This is a genomic window from Streptomyces sp. NPDC045846 (genome assembly GCF_056431605.1).
On sequence record NZ_JBWKKJ010000004.1, the window covers coordinates 545780 to 565268 of the forward strand.

19 protein-coding genes are annotated in these 19489 nt (G+C 72.3%); 4 read left to right on the forward strand and 15 right to left on the reverse strand.

Annotation, left to right across the window (positions count from 1 at the left end; translation table 11 throughout):
- Positions 1-216 precede the first annotated feature (216 nt).
- From pheA to AC07F3_RS14705, 7 genes are all read right to left on the reverse strand, one after another.
- A complete protein-coding gene (gene pheA / locus AC07F3_RS14675) occupies positions 217-1152 on the reverse strand; it encodes a prephenate dehydratase (protein ID WP_479113918.1) in 936 nt (311 codons plus the stop codon).
- Positions 1153-1255: 103 nt separating this feature from the next.
- Positions 1256-2539, reverse strand: a complete 1284-nt coding sequence (efeB, locus tag AC07F3_RS14680; protein WP_479113920.1) for an iron uptake transporter deferrochelatase/peroxidase subunit — start codon at positions 2537-2539, stop codon at positions 1256-1258.
- Between the two features lie 11 nt (positions 2540-2550).
- Positions 2551-4476 carry a copper resistance CopC/CopD family protein gene (locus AC07F3_RS14685; RefSeq protein WP_479113922.1) on the reverse strand — a complete coding sequence of 642 codons (1926 nt, stop codon included), beginning with the start codon at positions 4474-4476 and terminating at the stop codon, positions 2551-2553.
- Between the two features lie 28 nt (positions 4477-4504).
- Positions 4505-4975, reverse strand: coding sequence for a copper chaperone PCu(A)C (locus tag AC07F3_RS14690; RefSeq protein WP_479113924.1), 471 nt, complete (start codon positions 4973-4975; stop codon positions 4505-4507).
- Positions 4972-5631 (reverse strand): SCO family protein, encoded by a 660-nt coding sequence (locus AC07F3_RS14695; protein WP_479113926.1) that lies wholly within the window; start codon positions 5629-5631, stop codon positions 4972-4974. Before AC07F3_RS14695 ends, AC07F3_RS14690 begins: the two co-directional genes overlap by 4 nt.
- Positions 5632-5678: 47 nt before the next feature.
- A complete protein-coding gene (locus tag AC07F3_RS14700) occupies positions 5679-6395 on the reverse strand; it encodes a YcnI family copper-binding membrane protein (protein WP_479113928.1) in 717 nt (238 codons plus the stop codon).
- A 106-nt stretch (positions 6396-6501) separates the two neighbouring features.
- Entirely contained in the window at positions 6502-7344 is an 843-nt protein-coding gene (locus AC07F3_RS14705; RefSeq protein WP_479113930.1) for a hypothetical protein, read from the reverse strand.
- A 260-nt stretch (positions 7345-7604) separates the two neighbouring features.
- On the opposite strand from AC07F3_RS14705, the gene AC07F3_RS14710 reads away from it, so the two are divergent.
- The gene (locus AC07F3_RS14710; RefSeq protein WP_479113932.1) at positions 7605-8063 is read left to right on the forward strand and encodes an ATP-binding protein; all 459 of its coding nucleotides are present in this window, start codon (positions 7605-7607) and stop codon (positions 8061-8063) included.
- A 33-nt stretch (positions 8064-8096) separates the two neighbouring features.
- On the opposite strand, the gene AC07F3_RS14715 is transcribed toward AC07F3_RS14710, so the two are convergent.
- Entirely contained in the window at positions 8097-9563 is a 1467-nt protein-coding gene (locus tag AC07F3_RS14715; protein WP_479113934.1) for an aminopeptidase P family protein, read from the reverse strand.
- A 108-nt stretch (positions 9564-9671) separates the two neighbouring features.
- Complete coding sequence (locus AC07F3_RS14720) at positions 9672-11168, reverse strand: PP2C family protein-serine/threonine phosphatase (protein ID WP_479114059.1); 1497 nt, start codon at positions 11166-11168, stop codon at positions 9672-9674.
- Between the two features lie 441 nt (positions 11169-11609).
- Here AC07F3_RS14720 and AC07F3_RS14725 point away from each other — a divergent pair, with 441 nt between their 5' ends.
- Together AC07F3_RS14725 and AC07F3_RS14730 are read left to right on the forward strand one after the other, a co-directional pair.
- Entirely contained in the window at positions 11610-12275 is a 666-nt protein-coding gene (locus AC07F3_RS14725; protein ID WP_388972265.1) for a bifunctional DNA primase/polymerase, read from the forward strand.
- 225 nt (positions 12276-12500) lie between these two features.
- Positions 12501-13052, forward strand: a complete 552-nt coding sequence (locus AC07F3_RS14730) for a hypothetical protein (protein WP_479113936.1) — start codon at positions 12501-12503, stop codon at positions 13050-13052.
- A gap of 194 nt (positions 13053-13246) precedes the next feature.
- Here the strand turns inward: AC07F3_RS14730 and AC07F3_RS14735 are convergent, their stop codons facing one another.
- The 3 genes from AC07F3_RS14735 to AC07F3_RS14745 all read right to left on the reverse strand — a co-directional run bounded on the left by AC07F3_RS14735 (position 13247) and on the right by AC07F3_RS14745 (position 15909).
- Positions 13247-14212: a DUF5926 family protein gene (locus tag AC07F3_RS14735; protein WP_479113938.1), complete on the reverse strand. Its 966-nt coding sequence runs from the start codon at positions 14210-14212 to the stop codon at positions 13247-13249.
- A 207-nt stretch (positions 14213-14419) separates the two neighbouring features.
- Positions 14420-15031, reverse strand: coding sequence for an ATP-binding protein (locus AC07F3_RS14740; RefSeq protein WP_388972263.1), 612 nt, complete (start codon positions 15029-15031; stop codon positions 14420-14422).
- A gap of 53 nt (positions 15032-15084) precedes the next feature.
- Complete coding sequence (locus AC07F3_RS14745; protein ID WP_479113940.1) at positions 15085-15909, reverse strand: glycerophosphodiester phosphodiesterase; 825 nt, start codon at positions 15907-15909, stop codon at positions 15085-15087.
- A gap of 249 nt (positions 15910-16158) precedes the next feature.
- On the opposite strand from AC07F3_RS14745, the gene AC07F3_RS14750 reads away from it, so the two are divergent.
- Positions 16159-17688, forward strand: a complete 1530-nt coding sequence (locus tag AC07F3_RS14750; RefSeq protein WP_479113942.1) for a S1C family serine protease — start codon at positions 16159-16161, stop codon at positions 17686-17688.
- 71 nt (positions 17689-17759) lie between these two features.
- Here the strand turns inward: AC07F3_RS14750 and AC07F3_RS14755 are convergent, their stop codons facing one another.
- Genes AC07F3_RS14755 through AC07F3_RS14765 form a run of 3 tightly spaced genes read right to left on the reverse strand, consistent with a single transcriptional unit; the run spans position 17760 to position 19453 of the window.
- Positions 17760-18020: a hypothetical protein gene (locus tag AC07F3_RS14755; RefSeq protein WP_479113944.1), complete on the reverse strand. Its 261-nt coding sequence runs from the start codon at positions 18018-18020 to the stop codon at positions 17760-17762.
- Between the two features lie 29 nt (positions 18021-18049).
- Positions 18050-18943, reverse strand: coding sequence for an EamA family transporter (locus AC07F3_RS14760; RefSeq protein ID WP_479113946.1), 894 nt, complete (start codon positions 18941-18943; stop codon positions 18050-18052).
- 3 nt (positions 18944-18946) lie between these two features.
- Complete coding sequence (locus AC07F3_RS14765) at positions 18947-19453, reverse strand: flavin reductase family protein (RefSeq protein ID WP_479114061.1); 507 nt, start codon at positions 19451-19453, stop codon at positions 18947-18949.
- Positions 19454-19489: the final 36 nt, after the last annotated feature.

Sequence of the window (19489 nt, forward strand, 5' to 3'; positions counted from 1 at the left end):
GGACTGATGTGTCGTCACTAGAGGGATTTGTCGACTGTGTCCGGTTGTGTTGTCGACTTACCCACAGGTCGAGAAGAGAGCCTGTGGATAACTTTGTGGACAACGAAAATCAGCAGGTAGGACCGGCCGCCGCAGCGTGCGCGGCCCGGGGGACCGCCTCCGGGGAAGCGCTCGACCGGACCCGCACAGGGCGCTGCGTACGGCAGGCGGCCGGCTTCAGACGCGCCCGTCCTGGCAGCGGGCCAGCCACTCCGCCGCCTCGACGAACTCCGCGTCCGAGGTCCCCGCCCGCAGCGGCCGTACGTCGTCGAGCGTCACCTCGGCCCGCGGATAGGAGCCGAGGAAGCGCACCTCGGGGCAGATCCGCCGCAGCCCCATCAGCGCCTCCCCCACCCGGCGCTCCGAGACGTGGCCCTCGGCGTCGATGGCGAAGCAGTAGTTGCCGATGCCCTGGCCGGTCGGCCGGGACTGGAGCAGCATCAGGTTGACCCCGCGCACCGAGAACTCCTGGAGGAGTTCGAGCAGGGCGCCCGGGTGGTCCTCGCGCTGCCACAGGACCACCGAGGTCTTGTCGGCCCCGGTCGGCGCCGCCGGGCGGGCCGGGCGGCCGACCAGCACGAAGCGGGTCTGCGCGTTGACCGCGTCGTGGATGTCGGTGATCAGCGGTTCCAGACCGTACGTCGCCGCCGCGAACTCGCCCGCGAACGCCGCGTCGTAGCGCCCCTCCTGGACGAGACGGGCGCCGTCCGCGTTGGAGGCCGACGACTCCCACAGGGCCTCCGGCAGGTTCGCCTTCAGCCAGTTGCGGACCTGGGGCTGGGCGGCCGGGTGCGCGGTGACCGTCTTGATGTCCGCCAGCGTCGTCCCCGGCCGCACGAGCAGCGCGAACTTGATGGAGAGCAGCACCTCGCGGTAGATCATCAGCGGCTCGCCCGAGACCAGCTCGTCCAGGGTGGTGGTGATGCCGCCCTCCACCGAGTTCTCGATGGGGACGAGCGCCGCGGCCGCCTCCCCGCAGCGCACCGCGTCCAGGGCGGCCGGCACGGAGACCATCGGGACCAGTTCGCGGGTCGCGGCCTCGGGGAGGGTGCGCAGGGCGGCCTCGGTGAACGTGCCCTCGGGACCCAGATAGGTGTATCGCGTGGCGGACATGCACGTCACACTAATGGCCCGAACTCACCGGCACCCACCGCTCACGGCGGCCGTCCCACCAGGCGGGCCGATGCTCCGGCAGCACGACCCGCCGATCGCCCGGTCACGCCTCCAGGAGCCGCTGGCCCACGTACTCGCCCGCCCGCGGCCCGCCCGGCACCGCGAAGAGCCCGCTCGCCTCGTGCCGCAGGAACGCCGACAGCGCGTCCCCCCGGTCGAGCTTGCGCTGCACCGGTACGAAGCCCCTGACCGGGTCGGCCTGCCAGCAGACGAAGAGCAGGCCCGCGTCCGGGGTGCCGTCCGCGGCGATGCCGTCGTGGTAGGAGAAGGCGCGCCGCAGCATGGCCGCGCCGCCGTTCTGCTCCGGCGCTGCGATGCGGGCGTGGGCGTTCTCCGGGATCACCAGCTTGCCGTCGGGACCGAACTTGTCGAGCTGCATCTTCGACGTCTCCGTCCCCCCCGAAAGAGGGGCCCCGTTCGACTTCCTGCGGCCGATCACCTGTTCCTGCTGGGTGAGCGGCAGCTTCTCCCAGGTGTCCAGGAGCATCCGGATCCGGCGGACCACCGCGTACGAGCCGCCCGCCATCCACGCGGGCTGCCCGGTGTCCGGCACGAAGACGCGCTGCTCGAAGTCGGCGTCCGAGGGCTTGGGGTTGCCGGTGCCGTCGATCTGGCCCATGAGGTTACGGGCGGTCATCGGCTTCTCGGTGGCGCCCGGGGTGCGGTTGAAGCCGTTCATCTGCCAGCGCACCTTCGCCGCCGCACCGGCGTCCTGCTGGATCGCGCGCAGGGCGTGGAAGGCGACCAGCGCGTCGTCCGCGCCGATCTGCACCCACAGGTCACCGTTGGAGCGCTTCGGGTCGAGCTGGTCGGAGGAGAAGTCGGGCAGCGGGTCCAGCTGTGCGGGGCGCCGGTCGGTCAGCTGCGTACGGTCGAAGAAGCTGTGGCCGAAGCCGAAGGTGACGGTCAGCGAGGAGGGGCCCGCGTCCAGGGCCACGCCGGTGTCGCCGCTGCCCGCCGGCTCGCCCGCCATCAGGGACTTGGCCGTCGCCGACCAGCGCCGCATCAGCGCGGCCGCCTCCTTGCGCCCGGCACCCGGGGCCAGGTCGAAGGCGATCAGATGGCCGGTCGCCTGAAGCGGAGTGGAGATCCCCGCTTGATGTTTCCCGTGAAACATCACCTCCGTGGCACCGACCGACGTCAACGGGCTCGCGCCGTCCGGCGATTCGACGGCCGCGTACGCCCCGGCACCGCCCGCGGCGCCCAGCGCCAGGCCGGCCACGCCGACCCCGCCGACAGTGCCGAGCAGCTTGCGCCGGGAGATGTCGAGGGGAGCCTCGGTGGAGGCGGAGGCCCGAGCCCGATCGGAGTTCTTGGTCTCACTCATGTCAGTTCTACTCAGCCGATCTTGACGTTCTTGTCCACGGTGGTCTCGTCGATCTCCGAGGTGCGTACGGTCACCGCGATCTGCCAGTCGCCCGCCATCGGGATCTGGACGCCGCTCGCCTTCCACTGCCCGGCGGCGACGCGGTCGGGCACGACGGGGAGCGGCCCCACCGACTTCGCGGCCAGGGTGAAGGCGACCTTCACCTCGGGGGCGTCCTTGGGCTTGCCGTCCGGGTCCTCCAGCGCGACCCGGAGGTCGTTGGAGCCGGTCCGGCCCGGGTCGAGGGCGAGCTTGACCGTGCCCTTGCCGTTCGGGCCGCCGGTGTCGAACGGTAGCCGGATGTCGACGGGCCGGTCCGCGACGGCGATCTGGGACCCGGCCTTCGCCCGGTCCACCGCCTCCTGGGTGCGGGCGGGCTCGGTCGAGGTCAGCACGGTCGTCACGGCGAGCAGCACCACGGCGACGCCGGCCTCGGCCAGGACCGTGCGGCGCAGCCCGGTCCGCTCGGGGTCGGCGTCGCGGATCCGCTTCTCGCGGGCGGTGCTCATCGCGGCCTGCTGGCGGGCGAGTTGAGCGGCCCGCTTGGCGTCCTTGCCGTCGTCGGGGACGGTGACGGGCTCCGGCTCGCTCGCGCGCTGCTCGACGACCAGCGCGGCCTCGGCCTCCGGCGCGGTGCCCTCCGACAGGCGCGCGGTCCAGCGCCGCGAGACCGACGCGGTCCCCACGACCACGGCGACCAGGGCGACCTTCACCAGCAGAAGCTGCCCATAGGCGGTGTCGACCAGCGCCGACCAGGTGCCGACCTGCCGCCAGGACTGGTAGACCCCGGTCGCGACGAGAACGGTCACGCTCCAGAACGCGATGCGGGAGAAGCGCAGGACGGCGGCGCGCTCGATGCCCGGGGCGCGGTAGAGGGCGACCAGCAGGGTGACGAGTCCGCCGAGCCAGGTCGCCACGGCCAGCAGGTGCACGACGTCGACGGGCATGGCGACGCCGGGCTGGAGCCCCGTCGAGGCGTGCTCGGCGAGCGCCCAGGTCGCGGCGAGACCGGCGGCGACGACGGCTCCGCCGATGGCCAGGCCGAAGGTGAGGTCCTTCTTCTCGTCCTGCTCGCCCTCGTCGTCCCGCCTGGTGTACGCGCCGAACAGGACCGACACGAACAGGGCGGCGGCGCCGAGCAGCAGCAGCCGGGAGATGAGCGCCGCGCCCGGCTTGGTCTCCAGGACGGCCCGGAGCCCGTTGAGGTCGAAGGCGTCCGAGAGCTTCCCGGATCCGGTGTAGGGGGTGCGGAGCAGCAGCATCGCGAGGGTGGCCGCGGTCATCGTGAGCCAGCCGCCGACGACGACACGCTGCACCGGACCCACGGTCGCCCCGCGCCGCCAGCAGGCGAGCACGAAGGCGGCGCCGCCGGTGAGCAGCACGAAGCCGCCGTACGCCGCGTACCGCGCGATGCCGTAGAGGACGCCGACCGGGCCGCCGCCCACCTGCTGGGTGGGGACGACCGCGGTGGTCGCGGAGGGGGCGCCGATGGAGAAGGTGAAGGCGCCGGAGACCGGGTGGCTGTCGGCGGAGATCGCCTGCCAGGCCACCGTGTAGGTGCCGTTGGGGATGCCGGTGCGCAGCCGGACGCCGTACTTGACGACGTCCCCGCTGCACATGTTGACGAGTTCGGCGGTGTCGGACCGCTTGCCCGTCGGGTCCAGGACCCGGATCGAGTTGGCGTCCAGGGCGACGCCCTCGGAGAACGTGAGGGCGACCTGCGCGGGAGCGGTTGCGACCACCGCCCCCTCCTTCGGGTCGCTGCCGGTCAGTGCGGCGTGCGCGGACGCGGGCACGGCGCCCGCGAAGAGCGCGCCGAGCAGCGCCACCGTGACGAGCAGCAGCCGGATCAGCGGCCGGCTCGCGGTGGTACGAAGGCGTGGGGCGGTGGCCGTCATGTCAGTCCCTCAAGTCCCTCTGGTTACCTCAGTGGTGCTTCGGGTTGTAGGTGGCTTCCTTCACCTGGAGGTCGACCCTGACCGGGTCGGCCTTCTCGAAGTGCAGCTCGATGGTGACCTTCTCGCCCTGCTTCGGCTTCTTCTTGAGCCCCATGAACATGATGTGGCTGCCGCCGCGTTCGAGGTCCAGCTCGCCGCCCGCGGGGATGTCGAAGGACGTCACCTCCTGCATCTTCTGGTTCTTCGTCTCGTGGATCGTGACGTTGTCCGACAGGTCGCTGGTGACCTTGGTGAGCTTGTCGGCGGTCTTGCTGTCGTTCTTGACGACGAGGAAGCCGCCGGCCATGTCACTGGTCGGCACCGGCATGAACGCGTCGCTCACCTGGAGCTTCGGCTTGGCGTCGGCGCTGCCGGAGCAGCCCGCCAGGGCGAGGCCCGCGGACAGGGCTATGGCGGCGGCGACGGTGGTGCGGACGGCGTGGGTGGTGCGGCGGTTCACGGGTTCTCCCCCTTGATGATCTTCGGCAGGTCCTTGGTGTAGTCGGCCACGGTCGCGTCCTCGCCGTAGAGGACGTAGCCCTGGTCCGTCTTCGGGGAGAAGGCGATGACCTGGGCGCCGTGCATCGAGACGACCTTGCCGTCCTTGTCCTTGGTGGCCGGGTCGATGCCGATGCCCAGCTGGCGGGCGCCCGCCTGGATGGTGGCGAAGTCGCCGGTCAGGCCGATGAAGGACGGGTCCTGGCCCTTGAGCCACTTGCCGAGCGAGGCGGGGGTGTCGCGCTCGGGGTCGGTGGTCACGAAGACGACCTGGAGCTTGTCCTGGTCGGCCTTGGGCAGCGCCTTCTTGGCGACGGCGATGTTGCCCATGGTGAGCGGACAGACGTCCGGGCAGTTGGTGTAGCCGAAGTAGATGAGCGTCGGCTTGCCCTTGGTCTCGGCGCGGAAGTCGAACTTCTTGCCGTTGGTGTCCGTGAGGACGAAGCCGGGCTTGGTGAACGGCCGGTCGAGCAGCGTCGCGGCCTGGGTCTTCGCCGAGGCGGAGACATCGGCGACAGCGCTGTTGGAGCCGCTGTCACCGCTGCTTCCGCACGCGGTCAGGGTGAGCGCCGCTGCCGCCGCGAGGGCGGCGGCAGTCAGCGCGGTCTTGGTGCGCATGGGGTGATTTTCCGGTCTTTTCCGGTCGAAGGGGTGCAGGGGAGGGGTTACGCGGAGCGGCGGCGTCCGGCGAACACCCCGAAGGCCACTCCGGCGACGCCGGCCACGATGCCCACGACGCCCAGGACCCGGGCGGTGGTGTCGGTGTCCGACGAGGAGGCGGCCTCGGTCTTCTTGTCGGCAGCGCCCGCGGCGGCGGGCGCGTCGTCGTCGCCGCCACCGGCCGCGGCGGTCAGCCGGAGGGTCGGCGCCGGGTTCGCGGGCTCGGGCTGGCCCTTCTGCGTCTCCTGGATCCAGCGCACGACCTCGTTGTTGTCGTACGTCTGGAGCGCCTTGAAGACGAGCTGGTCGGTGTCGGTGGGCAGCGAGCCGACGGAGAGCGGGAACTTCTGGAACTGGCCGGGCTCGATCGTCCCGCCGCTCCAGGTCACCTTGGTGACGGCCTCGTTGATCTGCTTGCCGTGCACGGTGAGCGGCTTGTCGAGCTTGGACTTGGTGACCTCGACGTTCCAGCCCGGCACCGGCTGCGGCATGACGGAGGCCAGCGGGTGGTCGGCCGGGAAGTTGACCTCGACCTTCACCGTCTTGGCGTTGTCGCGCTCGTTGGGGACCTTGAAGTCGACCACCGCGTAACCGCCCTTGGCGGCCGCGCCCTCGGGCTGGACGGTGACGTGGGCGAAGGCCGTTCCCGACAGCAGCAGGACGGACCCCGCGGCCAGCGAGGTGACCACGGCGAGACGGGTGCGCGAACGGGCAGCGTTCATGACAGAGACACTCCAGTGAGCAGGAAGGTGGGGACGTCCACCGCGCCACGGGTGCGCGGGGACCCGCGACACCACCCCTGCCGTACGTGTGGGGAGTGGGCCGCGTTCAGGCTGCGAGGGCGTACGCTGCGGGCGGCCCGCGCCTGATCACCGAGTGCTGAAGTGCCGCCCCGGGCAGGGGAAGCGGGGCGCGCGGGTCCCCGAGGGGGGCGCGCGGGCCGGGTCCGGCCGCCGCCAGGAGCCCGGTGCACAGGGCCGCCGCGAAGGCCAGGGCCCGGCGCAGCGACCGTACGGCCGTGGCCTCGGCGGCCGCGGTGACAGACTCGGTGGCCAGCTCCACCAGCCGGAACAGCGCGATCTCGCCGCGCCGCAGCAGCCAGCCGGTGGCCAGGGCGGCCAGCAGGTGGCAGAGCAGCATGGGCAGCGTCGGCAGCAGGGAGGCGGCGAGCGAGGCGGAGTGCGCCGAGCCCGCGCCGGAGACCATGTCGGCCATGCCGTGCATCCCCGGCATGGCCGCGTGGCCCGAGCCGGTGACGCGGGCCGGGTCGATGCCCGCGTCGGTCACGATGCGCTGGGCGTCCGCCGTGGTGAGCGGGGTCGCGCCGCGGCCGCAGATCAGCGTGGCGGCGAACCGGATCAGCGGGAGGTCCCCGGTGGATCCGCCGCCGGAGGGGGCCGCGGTGTGCTGGCCGACGCCGAAGAGGATGTGGAGGCCGAGCTGTCCGGCCGCCAGCGCGCCCGCGATGGACGGCAGCGTGCGCTCCCGCCCGGCGAGCGGGGCCACGACCGCGAGCACCCCGAGGAAACCGGCGAGCAGCGTCCACCAGGGGACGGTCGCGCAGGCCGCCATGACGTGCCCCATCGCGGACAGCACGACGCAGACCGCGGCGAACACCGCGGCCCTGAGCAGCCGGAGACCGGCGCCTGCGGGGGCGTGGGGGGTAGACATGGCGGGGCCATCATCGCACTGCGCTTACCCGCCCCATACGGCAGGTCCGGAAGGTCGCCTTTGGGTACGGGGCGGGGGTTCCGGACAAGCGGAGCGGAAGGTTCCGGGGTGCTTTACACCGGCGCGCGGGGCGCGTACATCCGCCGAATGGGCGCCATCACGTCAAGAGGGCGCTTACGGACGGGAACTTGCGGCAATACTGCGCCCGTAGGGAGAAGGACTGGGTCGAGCCGCAAACGCCGCAGCCAGGAGGCTGGAGCATGAGCATCTGGTGGTCCCTCCACTTGCGGCGCGAGGCCGCGAGCGTGCCGCTCGCGCGGCGTCTCCTGCTCGGCACCATGGAGACCGCGGGCGTTGACCCGGACATCTCCTACGACCTGTCGGTCGCGCTCAGCGAAGCCTGTGCGAACGCGGTCGAGCACGGCGGCGACGAGGTCGAGGACAGCGCGTCGGCGGCGTACCGGGTGACCGCGTACCTCGACGGCGAGAAGTGCCGCATCGAGGTCGCCGACTCCGGACCCGGCTTTCCGGCGCGCCGCGGCCGGCGCGCCGCGGTGCCAGCCCGGACCGCCGCCCTGCCCGAGCACGGCAGGGGCCTGGGCCTGATCGAACAGCTCGCCGACCACGTGCACTTCAGGAACCGGCCCGGCCGGGGCGCGGTGGTCAGCTTCGACAAGATCCTGAAATGGCGCGAGGACGCGCTGCTCAAGGTGTCCTGAGCCGCGCGTCCCCGGACGCCGGGCGGGCCTGGGTCAGGCCTGCTTGACCTGTGCCATCCACGCCTCGACCTCGTCCGCGCGGCGCGGCAGCGCGGCGGACAGGTTCACGTTGCCGTCCTCGGTGACCAGGATGTCGTCCTCGATCCGGACGCCGATGCCGCGGTACTCCTCGGGCACGGTGAGGTCGTCGGCCTGGAAGTACAGACCCGGCTCGACCGTCAGGCACATGCCCGGCTCCAGGTCGCCGCCGACGTAGGTCTCGGTGCGCGCGGCCGCGCAGTCGTGGACGTCCATGCCGAGCATGTGACCGGTGCCGTGCAGGGTCCAGCGGCGCTGGAGGCCGAGTTCGAGGACCTTGTCCACGCCGAGGTCGCCGAGCAGACCCCACTCGACGAGCTTCTCGGCGAGCACGCGCTGCGCGGCGTCGTGGAAGTCGCGGTAGGCGGCGCCCGGCTTCACGGCCGCGATGCCGGCCTCCTGGGCCTCGTACACCGCGTCGTAGATCTTGCGCTGGAGCGGCGAGAAGGTGCCGTCGATCGGCAGGGTGCGGGTGATGTCGGCGGTGTAGAGCTCGTTCGTCTCCACACCGGCGTCCAGGAGCAGCAGGTCGCCGGAGCGGACCTCGCCGTTGTTGCGCACCCAGTGCAGCGTGGTGGCGTGCGGGCCCGCGGCGCAGATCGAGCCGTAGCCGATGTCGTTGCCCTCGACGCGGGCGCGCAGGAAGAACGTGCCCTCGATGTAGCGCTCGCTGGTGGCCTCGGCCTTGTCGAGCACCTTGACGACGTCCTCGAAGCCGCGGGCGGTCGAGTCGCACGCCTTGCGCAGCTCCGCGATCTCGAACGCGTCCTTCACCAGGCGCGCCTCGGAGAGGTACACGCGCAGCTCTTCGTCGCGCTCGGCGGTGACCTTGTCGGCGAGGGCGGCCTCGATGGAGGCGTCGTGCCCGCGGACGTTGCGCACCGGCCCGGTGGCCTCGGCGAGGGCCGCGGCCAGCTCGCGGACGTCCTTGGCGGGCAGCCCGAGCAGCTGCTCGGCCTCGGCCAGGGAGTGGCGGCGGCCGACCCACAGCTCGCCCGTGCCGGACAGCCAGAACTCACCGTTCTCGCGGTTCGAGCGCGGCAGCAGGTAGATCGTCGCCTCGTGCCCGTCGGCGGTGGGCTCCAGGACGAGCACGCCGTCCTCGGTCTGGTCACCGGTCAGGTACGCGTACTCGGTGGAGGCGCGGAAGCTGTACTCGGTGTCGTTCGAGCGGGTCTTCAGGTTGCCCGCGGGGATCACCAGGCGCTCGCCCGGGAAGCGCTTCGAGAGCGCGGCCCGGCGGTCGGCGGTGTGGCCGGCCTGCGCGATCGGCTCCAGGTCGCGCAGCTCGGTGTCGGCCCAGCCGGACTTCATGTTCTCGGCCAGCTCGTCGGACACGCCCGGGTACAGGCCGTTCTTCCGCTGCTGGATCGGCTTCTCGTCCGCTTCTTCCGGGGTCTCCGGAGTGAGCTGGTCCGCCACGGTCTGCCTCCACTAGTACGACGTCGGACTCCCCCATGGCCGGAAAGCCACGGGAGACCCCCACTATCGTACGGGCGTGCGGAAGGGGGTCCAGGGTCGTTGTGCCTCTTACCGCGGCTGGGTGAAGCGGGCCGCGAGCATCACGACGTCCTCGGCGCCGTCCGCCGCGTCGAGACCGTCGGGCAGCACGGTGCGCAGGACGTGGTCGAGCACGGCGTCCGGGTCGTCGCGCACCGCCTTGGGGACGCTCGCCGCCGCCGCGTGCAGCCGGGCGAAGGCCCGGTCCATGGGGTCGCCGGTGCGGTGCAGCAGCCCGTCCGTGTACAGCAGCACCGTTTCTCCGGGGTCGGGAGAGATCTCCACGCTCGGCGCCTCCCAGCAGGCCAGCATGCCGAGCGGCGCCGAGAGCGAGGTCTCCACGAACTCGGTGCGCCGGTCCCCGATGATCAGCGGCGGGGCGTGCCCGGCCCCGGCGAGGACGATCTTGCGCCGGGCGGGCTCGCAGTAGGCGAAGAGCGCGGTCGCCGAGCGGGCGGGCTCGGTCAGGCGCAGCAGCAGTTCGAGGTCGGAGAGCACGGCGACGGGATCCTCGCCCTCCATGACGGCGTACGCCCGCAGGCTCGCGCGCAGCCGCCCCATGGCGGCCACCGCGCTCGGCCCGGACCCGGTGACGGAGCCGACCGCGAGGCCGAGCGCGCCCTCGGGCAGCGGAAGCGCGTCGTACCAGTCGCCGCCGCCGCGCGGTCCCGTGCGGTGGCGCGCGGCCAGCTGGACGCGGGCGACCCGGGGCAGCCGGCTGGGCAGCAGCTCCTCGGCGACGGTCGCCACATGGGTGCGGGCCCGCTCCAGTTCGACGAGGCGGCCCAGGTGCTCGGCCGCGTACCGGATGTAGAGCCCGGCCAGGTGTTGCTGGCGCTCGACGGGTTCCGCGCTCTCGTCGTAGAGCCAGACGGCCGCGCCGAGCCGCTGTGCGGCGTCGGTGGTGAGGGGGAGGGCGTAGCTGGCGGCGTAGCCGAGGCGGGCGGCGACTTCGCGGTGGCGGGGGTCGAGGCCGTCCGGGTCGGCCATGAGGTCGGGGCCGCCGGCCGCGCCCGGCAGCCCGTCCAGGATCCGGCCGTAGGCGGTCGCGCTGCGCGGGACGGTCTCGATGTGGCCGAGGTCGGCGTGGGCGAGCCCGAGGCCGGTGGTGACGGCCGGGCCCAGGCCGTCGGCGGGTTCCAGGACGACCAGCCCGCGCCGCGCGCCGACCAGCGCGGCACCGGCGCTGAGGAGTTCGTCCAGCGCGTCGTCGAGCGCGGTCGTGCGGGCGAGCCGCTCGGTGAGTTCGTGCAGCGTGGTCAGGTCGGAGACCCAGCCGGCGAGCCGGTCCTGGAGCACCGCGCCGGGTGGGGTCGGGGCGGCGGGTGAGGGCAGAGGCGCATGAGTGTGCGCGGGGGGCGGAACGGCTGGATCGATTCCAGCCACTTTCGGCAGGTGAGGGGCGCTCATGGCAGCCGGCTTTCCGACTGGTCGATTCCGCGCAATAGCATCGCAAACCCCCATGTCATTCTGCGCCGCTATCAATGCATCCACATGTACACGCACAAGTGAGGGGATGTCCAGCATTGTCATAGCGGGACTATTGGTGTCCGTGGGGCGTTCAACTTGGCCAAAAAATGACCCTGGTGGCCCAGCTCTGGGGTCGACTGAGGCCGTTCAACTGTGCGTCGTTTCAACCGCGTTGGGTACGTAATCGGTGTGGTCCGGGGCAGTTGAGGATGCCCCGGAACCTTGCGGCCGGCCTGAGCGTCTTAGGAGCCGACCGGCCCCGCCTCATCCCCGAGCGGCGGGGTTTTTGCACACCGGACGGCAAGCGCCACGTACGCGCCACCCTTCGCCATGCTTTAAATGGTTACGGGCAGTGGCCGTCGCAACCAGTGGTGACCGCCCGCGTTCGGTCCTGGCGGGTTCCCCCTACCGCAGGCCCACAGAGCAAGTACGCGCAGTGAAGAGATGCACACATGGTGTGATGTGGACTCGGCGTTCAACGGAAAGGAACGAGCGCCCATGCGCGAGATCCTCGGAAGGCGACGCAGGTTCCGGTTCCGGCGCAGTGAAAGGGCTGCTCAGCTCGGCGCCGCGCTGACCTGTGCGACCCGGTGGAAATGGCCCGTGCTTCCCGGCGCGGGACTGGCGGCGGGCGGGCGCGGCTGTGCCTGTCCCGACCCTGAATGTGTGGTGCCCGGGGCACACCCCTTCGACCCCGTGCTGCTCGCGGCGACCACCGACGAGCGCATGATCCGCTGGTGGTGGACGAACCGGCCCACCGCGCCGGTCCTGCTCGCCACCGGCGCCGGCGCACCCTGCGCGATCAGCCTCCCGGCCGTCGCCGGAGCGCGGGCGCTCGCCGTCCTCGACTCCATGGGCGTGCGGCTCGGCCCGGTCGTGGCGACCCCCACCCGGTGGTCGCTCCTGGTCGCTCCCTACTCGATGGAGCGCCTGGGCGAGCTGCTCTACTCCAAGGACTGGGTGCCCAGTTCGCTCCGCTTCCACAGCGAGGGCGGATATCTGGTGCTGCCCCCGTCGCAGACCGGCAAGGGCCAGATCCGCTGGGAGCGCCCCCCGCTGGGGACGGCTCCCGGGCCCTGGCTGCCGGACGTGGAGGCGGTGGTGGACGCGCTGGTCGAGGCGAGCACCAGCGCTCCGGACGGCGGGAGCCGGCTGGCGTACTGAGCGTGCGGGAGGTCCCGCGCGGCGCGGGACGCCCAAGGAGCTTCCCGCGCGGCGCGGGACGCCCAAGGAGCGAGAAGGCGGTCCGGTTCCCGGGCCGCCTTCACTCTTTCGGGTGTGAGCGGGCCCTGGTTGTACGGGAATTGGGCGTGCGCGCCGCCGGGTGCCCGGTTTCCGTCGATATCTTCGGCCCCACCATCAGGAATTCCAGGGCAGGCGGGTCCCTCCATGAATCTCCAGCACCTCCGCGTGGCAGGGCTCACCGCCGTCGTGGTGGGCGCCGTGCTGCTGCCGCTGGCGGCCTCCGCGGGCCCCGCGGGAGGGCCCGAGAAGCCCGCGGGAAGAGGCTCCGCGGATGACGCAAAAAGCTCCCTCACCCCCGTCCTCGCGCGGGCGAACAAGCCACTGCCGCGGGCCGCGCGGACCGCGGCCGCCCACTGCGGACCCGAACTCGCCTCCCCCGAAGGGATCGAGGCGCAGACCTGCGTACTGGAGCGGGGGCGCGACACCTGGGCCCGTACCTACTACCGCAACGCCACCGGTCAGGAGCTGCGCTCGGTGCTGACCCTGATGGGCCCGGACGGCCGCACCGTCGAGACGAACTGCCAGGTGACGGCCGACGACCAGCCGGATTCTTGCGAAACCCCGCACGAGAGCGCTGCGGGACGGGCCCCGGGAACGGGAGCGTATTCGGCGGTTTCGGAGTTCTCGGCGGCGGGAGAGGACTCACCGCTGCTCCTGCGGTCCGGGAGCAACTCCTCGGACGCCGCGGCTCGTTGAGCGAGCCGGCACATGGAAGGGCCCGGTCGCTGGCGACGGGGGATGCACCAGCGACCGGGCTATTAGAACGGTAACAAGAGATCGGTCGTTCGCAAATTCGATCTCGGTAATTCGGACACCGATTTACCTGTGGGTACGGGGAGTTGTGACAGGAGTCACCTGTCGGTCGACCGAAACCGTACCCGTGGTCACTCTCAGCTGAGGGTCACTTGGCGGTTGGTGAGCCCGCCACGGGCGCGGCGCTCGTCCGCGGTGAGCGGCTCCTCGCTCGCGAGCGCCCCGGCGAGCCGCTCGGCGAACTCGGCGGCAGGCTTCTCGCACTCCTCGGCGCCCATGTCCGACGGCAGGTCCCAGACCGGCACGGTCAGGCCGTGCGCCCGGAAGGAGCCGACGAGCCGGGTGCCCTCGCCGAGCGAGGACGTACCGGCCGCGTGCAGCCGGGCCAGCGCGTCGAGGAGCTTCTCCTCGGGGTGCGGCATGACCCACCGCAGGTGGTTCTTCTCGGGCGTCTCGCACCAGTACGAGGAGTCGACCGACTTCAGCCGTACGGTCGGGATCGCGGCGGCGTTGGCCCGCTCCAGGGAGGCGGACACCTCGCTCGCCGCGCTGTCGGCGTCCGGCACCCAGAACTCGAAGCCGGTGTGCACCTCGGGCTCGAAGGGGGCGGCCGCGTCGAGCAGGTCCTGCAGGCGCACGCCGTCGGACTCGGCGCGCTGGGCGGCGACCGGCGAGCCGGGCTCGGCGACCAGCGCGCGCTGGAGCGTGTCGGCGAGGTCGCGGCTGATGTCGCCGGAGGGGGTGTCGTTCTGGAGGCCGAGCAGCACCGACCCGTCCTCGCGACGCAGCGCGGGCCACGCCATCGGCAGCACGGTCGCGAGCGTCACGGACGGCACGCCCTCGGGCAGCCCGTCCTTGAGGGTCAGCGGGACGGTCGCGGCCGGGACCAGTTCGCGCAGCGCGACCCAGTCGCACTCGCCGGCCAGCCCCTCGAAGGGGCGCTGGACCAGCTCGGTCACGGCGTGCGACGCGGCCCGCCCGTGACAGGCCTTGTAACGGCGGCCGGAGCCGCAGGGGCAGGGCTCACGGGCCCCGACGACCGGGATCTCCCCGTCGCTGATCTGCGGCTTGACGGCCTTCGCCTGGGGACGCTTCTTGGCCATGGTGTGGCTCTCTCCCGACTGCGGTGGTGCGGTGTCGCTGTGTCGGGCGCGAGCCTAGCCGCACCGGCCGCCCGGAGGCGGCCGCACCGGGAGTGCCGCTCCCGGCCCGGCGGCCCCCGGCGCGCCTTTGGAGCCGCACGCGCCACCCGGGCCGGGCGCGACCCGGGCAGCACGACCCTCGGTCCGGGCGGCCCGGGTCGGACCGGGTCAGTCGAGGTCGTCGAACGCGTCCGCGTACTCCAGGCCCGCCGCCGCTCCCGGCCCTGCGACGCGCGTAGCGAAATCGTCGAGACGGTGCCCCGCGGTGAGGATCACCCACACGGTGACCTCCCCGGACGCGCTGTCCCGTACGCCCCAGTCCTGGGCGAGGGCGCTGATGATGTTCAGCCCCCGGCCGCCGCGCGCGGTCACCGACGGTGTCGCGGGGACCGGCCGTGTGGGGCCGCCCCCGTCCGTCACCTCGACCGTCAGCCGCCCGGCCTTGTCGATGCGCCAGGCCGCCCGGATGTCTCCGTCGCCTATGTCGGACCGCCCCAGCGGCCTGCCGTGCCGGCAGGCATTGCTGAGCAGTTCGGAAAGGATCAGAACGGCATCGTCCACGACCGGCTCGGACACCCCGCTGCCGAGCAGCTGCTCGCGCATCCGGTGTCTCGCCTTGCCCACGCCCGCAGGGCCATGGGGTACGGCCATGCTCGACGACGTGGGCACCTCCTGTGCCACCACCAACGCCACCCCCGAGACCTCCTTCGCCCCACGCCACGGTGTGGATGCCCCAATGGACTGGACCGGAAACCGGCCAACGGGCGACGGGCGACGCATTCGTCACGGCCGGACACGGAGCGAACGCGCCGGTGCACTCCCTGTAACGGGCGTTACGCGCGGCCCAGTTGGGACAGGACCTGTTTCGGGCGGTTGGTGATGATTGCCTCCACGCCGAGGCTTACGCACAGATCCACGTCCTCGGGCTCGTTCACCGTCCAGACGTGCACGCGGTGTCCCGCGCGGTGCAACCGCTCGATGTAGGCGGGGTGGTTGCGCACGATCCGCATGCCGGGGCCCGCGATCCGCGCCCCCGCGGGCAGCCTTCCGTCGCGCAGCCGGGGCGAGAGGAACTGCATGAGGTAGACGGTCGGGATGTCGGGGGCGGCCGCCGCGACCCGGTGCAGGGAGCGCGCCGAGAAGCTCATGATGCGGACCGGGGAGGTCTCGCCGGCCGGCGGCTCGGTGAGGCCGAACCTCTTCAGGAGGTGCAGCAGCCGCTCCTCCACCTGGCCGGCCCAGCGGGTGGGGTGCTTGGTCTCGATGGCGAGCTCCACCCGCCGCCCGGCGTCGGCGACGAGTTCGAGCAGCCGCTCCAGGGTGAGGACGGAGGTGAACTCGCGGTCCTTCCAGTCCGGGCTCTCCTCGCTGTCCTTCCAGGAGCCGAAGTCGAGCGCCGCGAGCTCGGAGAGCTCCAGCGCGGAGACGGCGCCGCGGCCGTTGGAGGTGCGGTTGACGCGCCGGTCGTGGACGCAGACGAGCTGTCCGTCCGCGGTCAGGCGGACATCGCACTCCAGGGCGTCGGCCCCGTCCTCGATCGCCTTCACGTACGCGGCGAGCGTGTGCTCGGGGGCGTCCTCGGAGGCTCCGCGGTGGGCCACCACCTGAACGGGGGCGCGGTCGGGGGTGTGCGGGCTGTGCTGCCGTGCTTGGGTCACCGCGTCATCGTGCCACCGCCGGGTCACAGGTTGGCGCACGAATACACAGCTCCTGCTTACAGTGGCCTGACGTGCGGTGGGAAAAGCTGAGCGGAGTCATCCGCACAGTGCGTGATCCGATGTCGTACCCCCGGCGCACCATGGTGGTCACCGGGGCTCCCACGCAGGCGCCCCGGCGCCACCCGCACCGGCATCAGCCGGCCCGCCGGACCGTCCCCAAGACCGAGTGGAAACCGAGGAGAGCAAGCTGTGAGCACCGAGAACGAGGGCACCGCGGTCCCGGCCGTCCCGCCTGCCCCGTCGTCTGCACCTGCTGCACCTCCCGAGCCCGCCGCGGCCCCCGCCGCCCCCGTTCCGTCGGACGCCGCGCCCGCCGAGGCGGAGAAGACCCTGGTCCACGAGCCCGTGCCGCCCGCGCAGGAGGCGTCGGAGCAGCCCGGCCGGGACCCGGTCACCGAGCAGCGGCCCCCGGTGCCGGAAGCTCCGGCCCGGCCCGCGTACGCGGCGCACGAGTCGGCGCCCCCGCAGAGCGGCGGGGCCGGCTGGCCGCCGCCCCCGCCCACGCTCCCCACCTACGGCGGCGGTGGCCAGGGCGGCGAGCCGTGGGGAGCCCCGCAGCCCCCGGCCCCGCGCAGGCGCGGCGGCGGGCTGATCGCCGCGGTCGTGGCGGCCGCCCTGGTGGCCGGCGGCATCGGCGGAGCCATCGGCTACGTCGCGGCGGACCGGGACAACAACGGTTCGGGCTCCACCACCGTGGCCTCCTCCGACACGCCCAAGGACTTCAAGCGCGACCCGAACACGGTCGCGGGCGTCGCCGCCAACTCGCTGCCCAGCGTGGTGACGATCGACGCGCAGGGCAACGACGGCGAGGGCGGCACGGGCACCGGCTTCATCTACGACAAGGAAGGCCACATCCTCACGAACAACCACGTGGTGGCCTCCGCGGCGAGCGGCGGCAAGCTGTCCGCGACCTTCTCCAACGGCAAGAAGTACGACGCCGAGGTGGTGGGCCGCGCCCAGGGGTACGACGTGGCCGTCATCAAGCTGAAGAACGCCCCGGCCAACCTGAAGCCGCTCTCGCTCGGCGACTCCGACAAGGTGGCCGTCGGCGACTCGACGATCGCGATCGGCGCCCCGTTCGGCCTCTCCAACACCGTCACCACCGGCATCATCAGCGCCAAGAACCGCCCGGTGGCCTCCAGCGACGGCCAGAACTCCAAGGCCTCGTACATGAGCGCCCTCCAGACCGACGCCTCCATCAACCCGGGCAACTCGGGCGGCCCGCTGATCAATTCGGCCGGCGCGGTCATCGGCATCAACTCGGCGATCCAGTCGGCGGGCACGGGCGGCGGCGGCATGGGGCAGTCGCAGGCGGGCTCGATCGGCCTCGGCTTCGCCATCCCGATCAACCAGGCGAAGAACGTCGCGGAGCAGCTCATCAAGACCGGCCAGCCGGTCTACCCGGTGATCGGCGCCTCGGTGGGCATCCAGCAGGGCAGCGGCCCGGGCGCGGGCAACGCCGACGGGGCCCAGATCTCCCCGCAGGGCACCGCGAGCCAGCAGCCGATCACCCCGGGCGGCCCGGCGGACAAGGCGGGTCTCAAGCCCGGCGACGTCATCACCAAGTTCGGCGACATGCCCATCGACAGCGGCCCGACGCTGATCAGCGAGATCTGGACGCACAAGCCGGGCGACCAGGTCCCGCTCACGTACAAGCGGGACGGCAAGGAGAACACGGTCACGGTCACCCTCGGCGAACGCAAGGGCGACAGCAACTGACCTGCGGCTCCGGGCCGGTGACACGGGGGAAGGGGCGCTCGCCAGACCGGCGGGCGCCCCTTCCCCCTGTGTCACGCCCTGACGGGCGGGGCCAGGCGGACGCCCACCGAGCAGGACGCCAGGAAAGAGGCGTCCGGCTCTCCCGCGACGAGCTGGGCGCCGAGCGCCCGGGCGTGCTCCTCGGTCAGGATCAGCTCGATGTAGTCGTCGCTGTCCCGGATCGAGACGTGCAGCGAGAGGCTCCGCTCGGAGTCCAGCGACAGGTACACGGTCCCGTCCACCACTCCGGGAATCATCGACGGCGCCGGCCGGGCCGGAAGGTGCGAGGGCATGGGTTCCTCCAGGGAAGGGTTGGGCGGCGTCAGGCTCGGGCGGGGCGGGGCGGGCGCAGTGCCGCGAGGATCCGGCCGCCGTACAGGCCGATGGCGAGGCCGAGGACGATCAGCAGGAGGGAGAGGCCCTTCAGGGCGGACAGCCGCTCGCCGAAGATCACCATCGATCCCACGATGCCGAAGACCGGGACGAGCAGGGAGAGCGGGGCGACGGTGGAGACCGGGTACTCCCTGAGCAGCAGGTTCCACATCCAGTACCCGAACAGGGTGTTGGGGTAGACCTGGAAGAGGACCGAGGCGACGGCCGTCAGGTCCACCTGGGCCGCCAGGTGGGTGTAGCCGGAGGTCCCGTTGGCCAGCAGGTCAAGGGCGAACAGCGGTACCGGCGAGAAGAGGCAGGACCACACCAGGAAGCCGAGCACGTCCTTCGGCCCGGCCTTCTTGAGGATGATGTTGGCGACGCTCCAGGCGGCCGCGCCGAGCAGGACCAGGCCGAGCCCGGCCAGGGTGACGCTGCCGTCGGTGATGAACGCCGTGCAGGCCAGGCCCACCAGGGCGACCGCGGCTCCGGCGAGCTGGAAGCGGGTCAGCGCCTCCCGGAACACCAGGGCCCCGAGCAGGACGGTGAAGAAGGCGCTGGACTGGAGCACCAGCGAGGCCATCCCCGCCGAGAGCCCCGTCCGCACCCCCAGGTTGACCACGCCCCACAGACCCACCCCGAACACCAGCCCGTAGCTTGCGAGATGGCGCCGGGGAACGTCGGGGCGGCGGATGAACAGGACGGCGGGGAAGGCGCAGAGCGCGAAGCGCAGACCCGCCAGGATGAACGGGTCGACGGCGTGCAGACCGATCTTGATCACGGAGAAGTTGACGCCCCAGACCGCGGTGACCAGGACGGCGAGGGCGATATGACGGCCCTTCATGGCTCACCCGGCCCGTCGCGTGGAGTGGAAGGCCCGGCGGTGCCACAGCAGCGGCTCGCAGTCGCCGTGGACGCGTACCCCGGTCACCTCGCCGATGAGGAGCTGGTGGTCGCCGACCGGGAGCAGGGCGTGGGTGCGGCAGCGCAGCACGGCGGCCGCGTCGCTCAGGTACGGCAGGCCGCTGCCGGGCCAGTCGTCGAAGTCGAGGCCGGCGAAGCGGTCGACGCCCCGGGAGGCGAACTGCCGGGCCACCGCGGTGTGCTGGGCCCCCAGGAGGTTGACGGTGAAGCCCTCGGCCTCGGTGAGCGCGGCCCGGCAGCTGGAGTCGTTGGCGAGCCCGACCAGGAGCAGCGGCGGATCCAGCGACACCGAGGTCACCGCGGAGGCGGTGAAGCCCTTGCGGCGCCCGTCCCGGTCCCGGGTGGTGACGAGGGTCAGCGGGGCCGCGAGCAGCGACATCGCCTCGCGGAAGGTGTCGCTGTCCACGGGGGCGGACAGGTCCTGAGCCATTGCGGTCACGGTTTTCCTCGGTGGTTCGGTACGGAA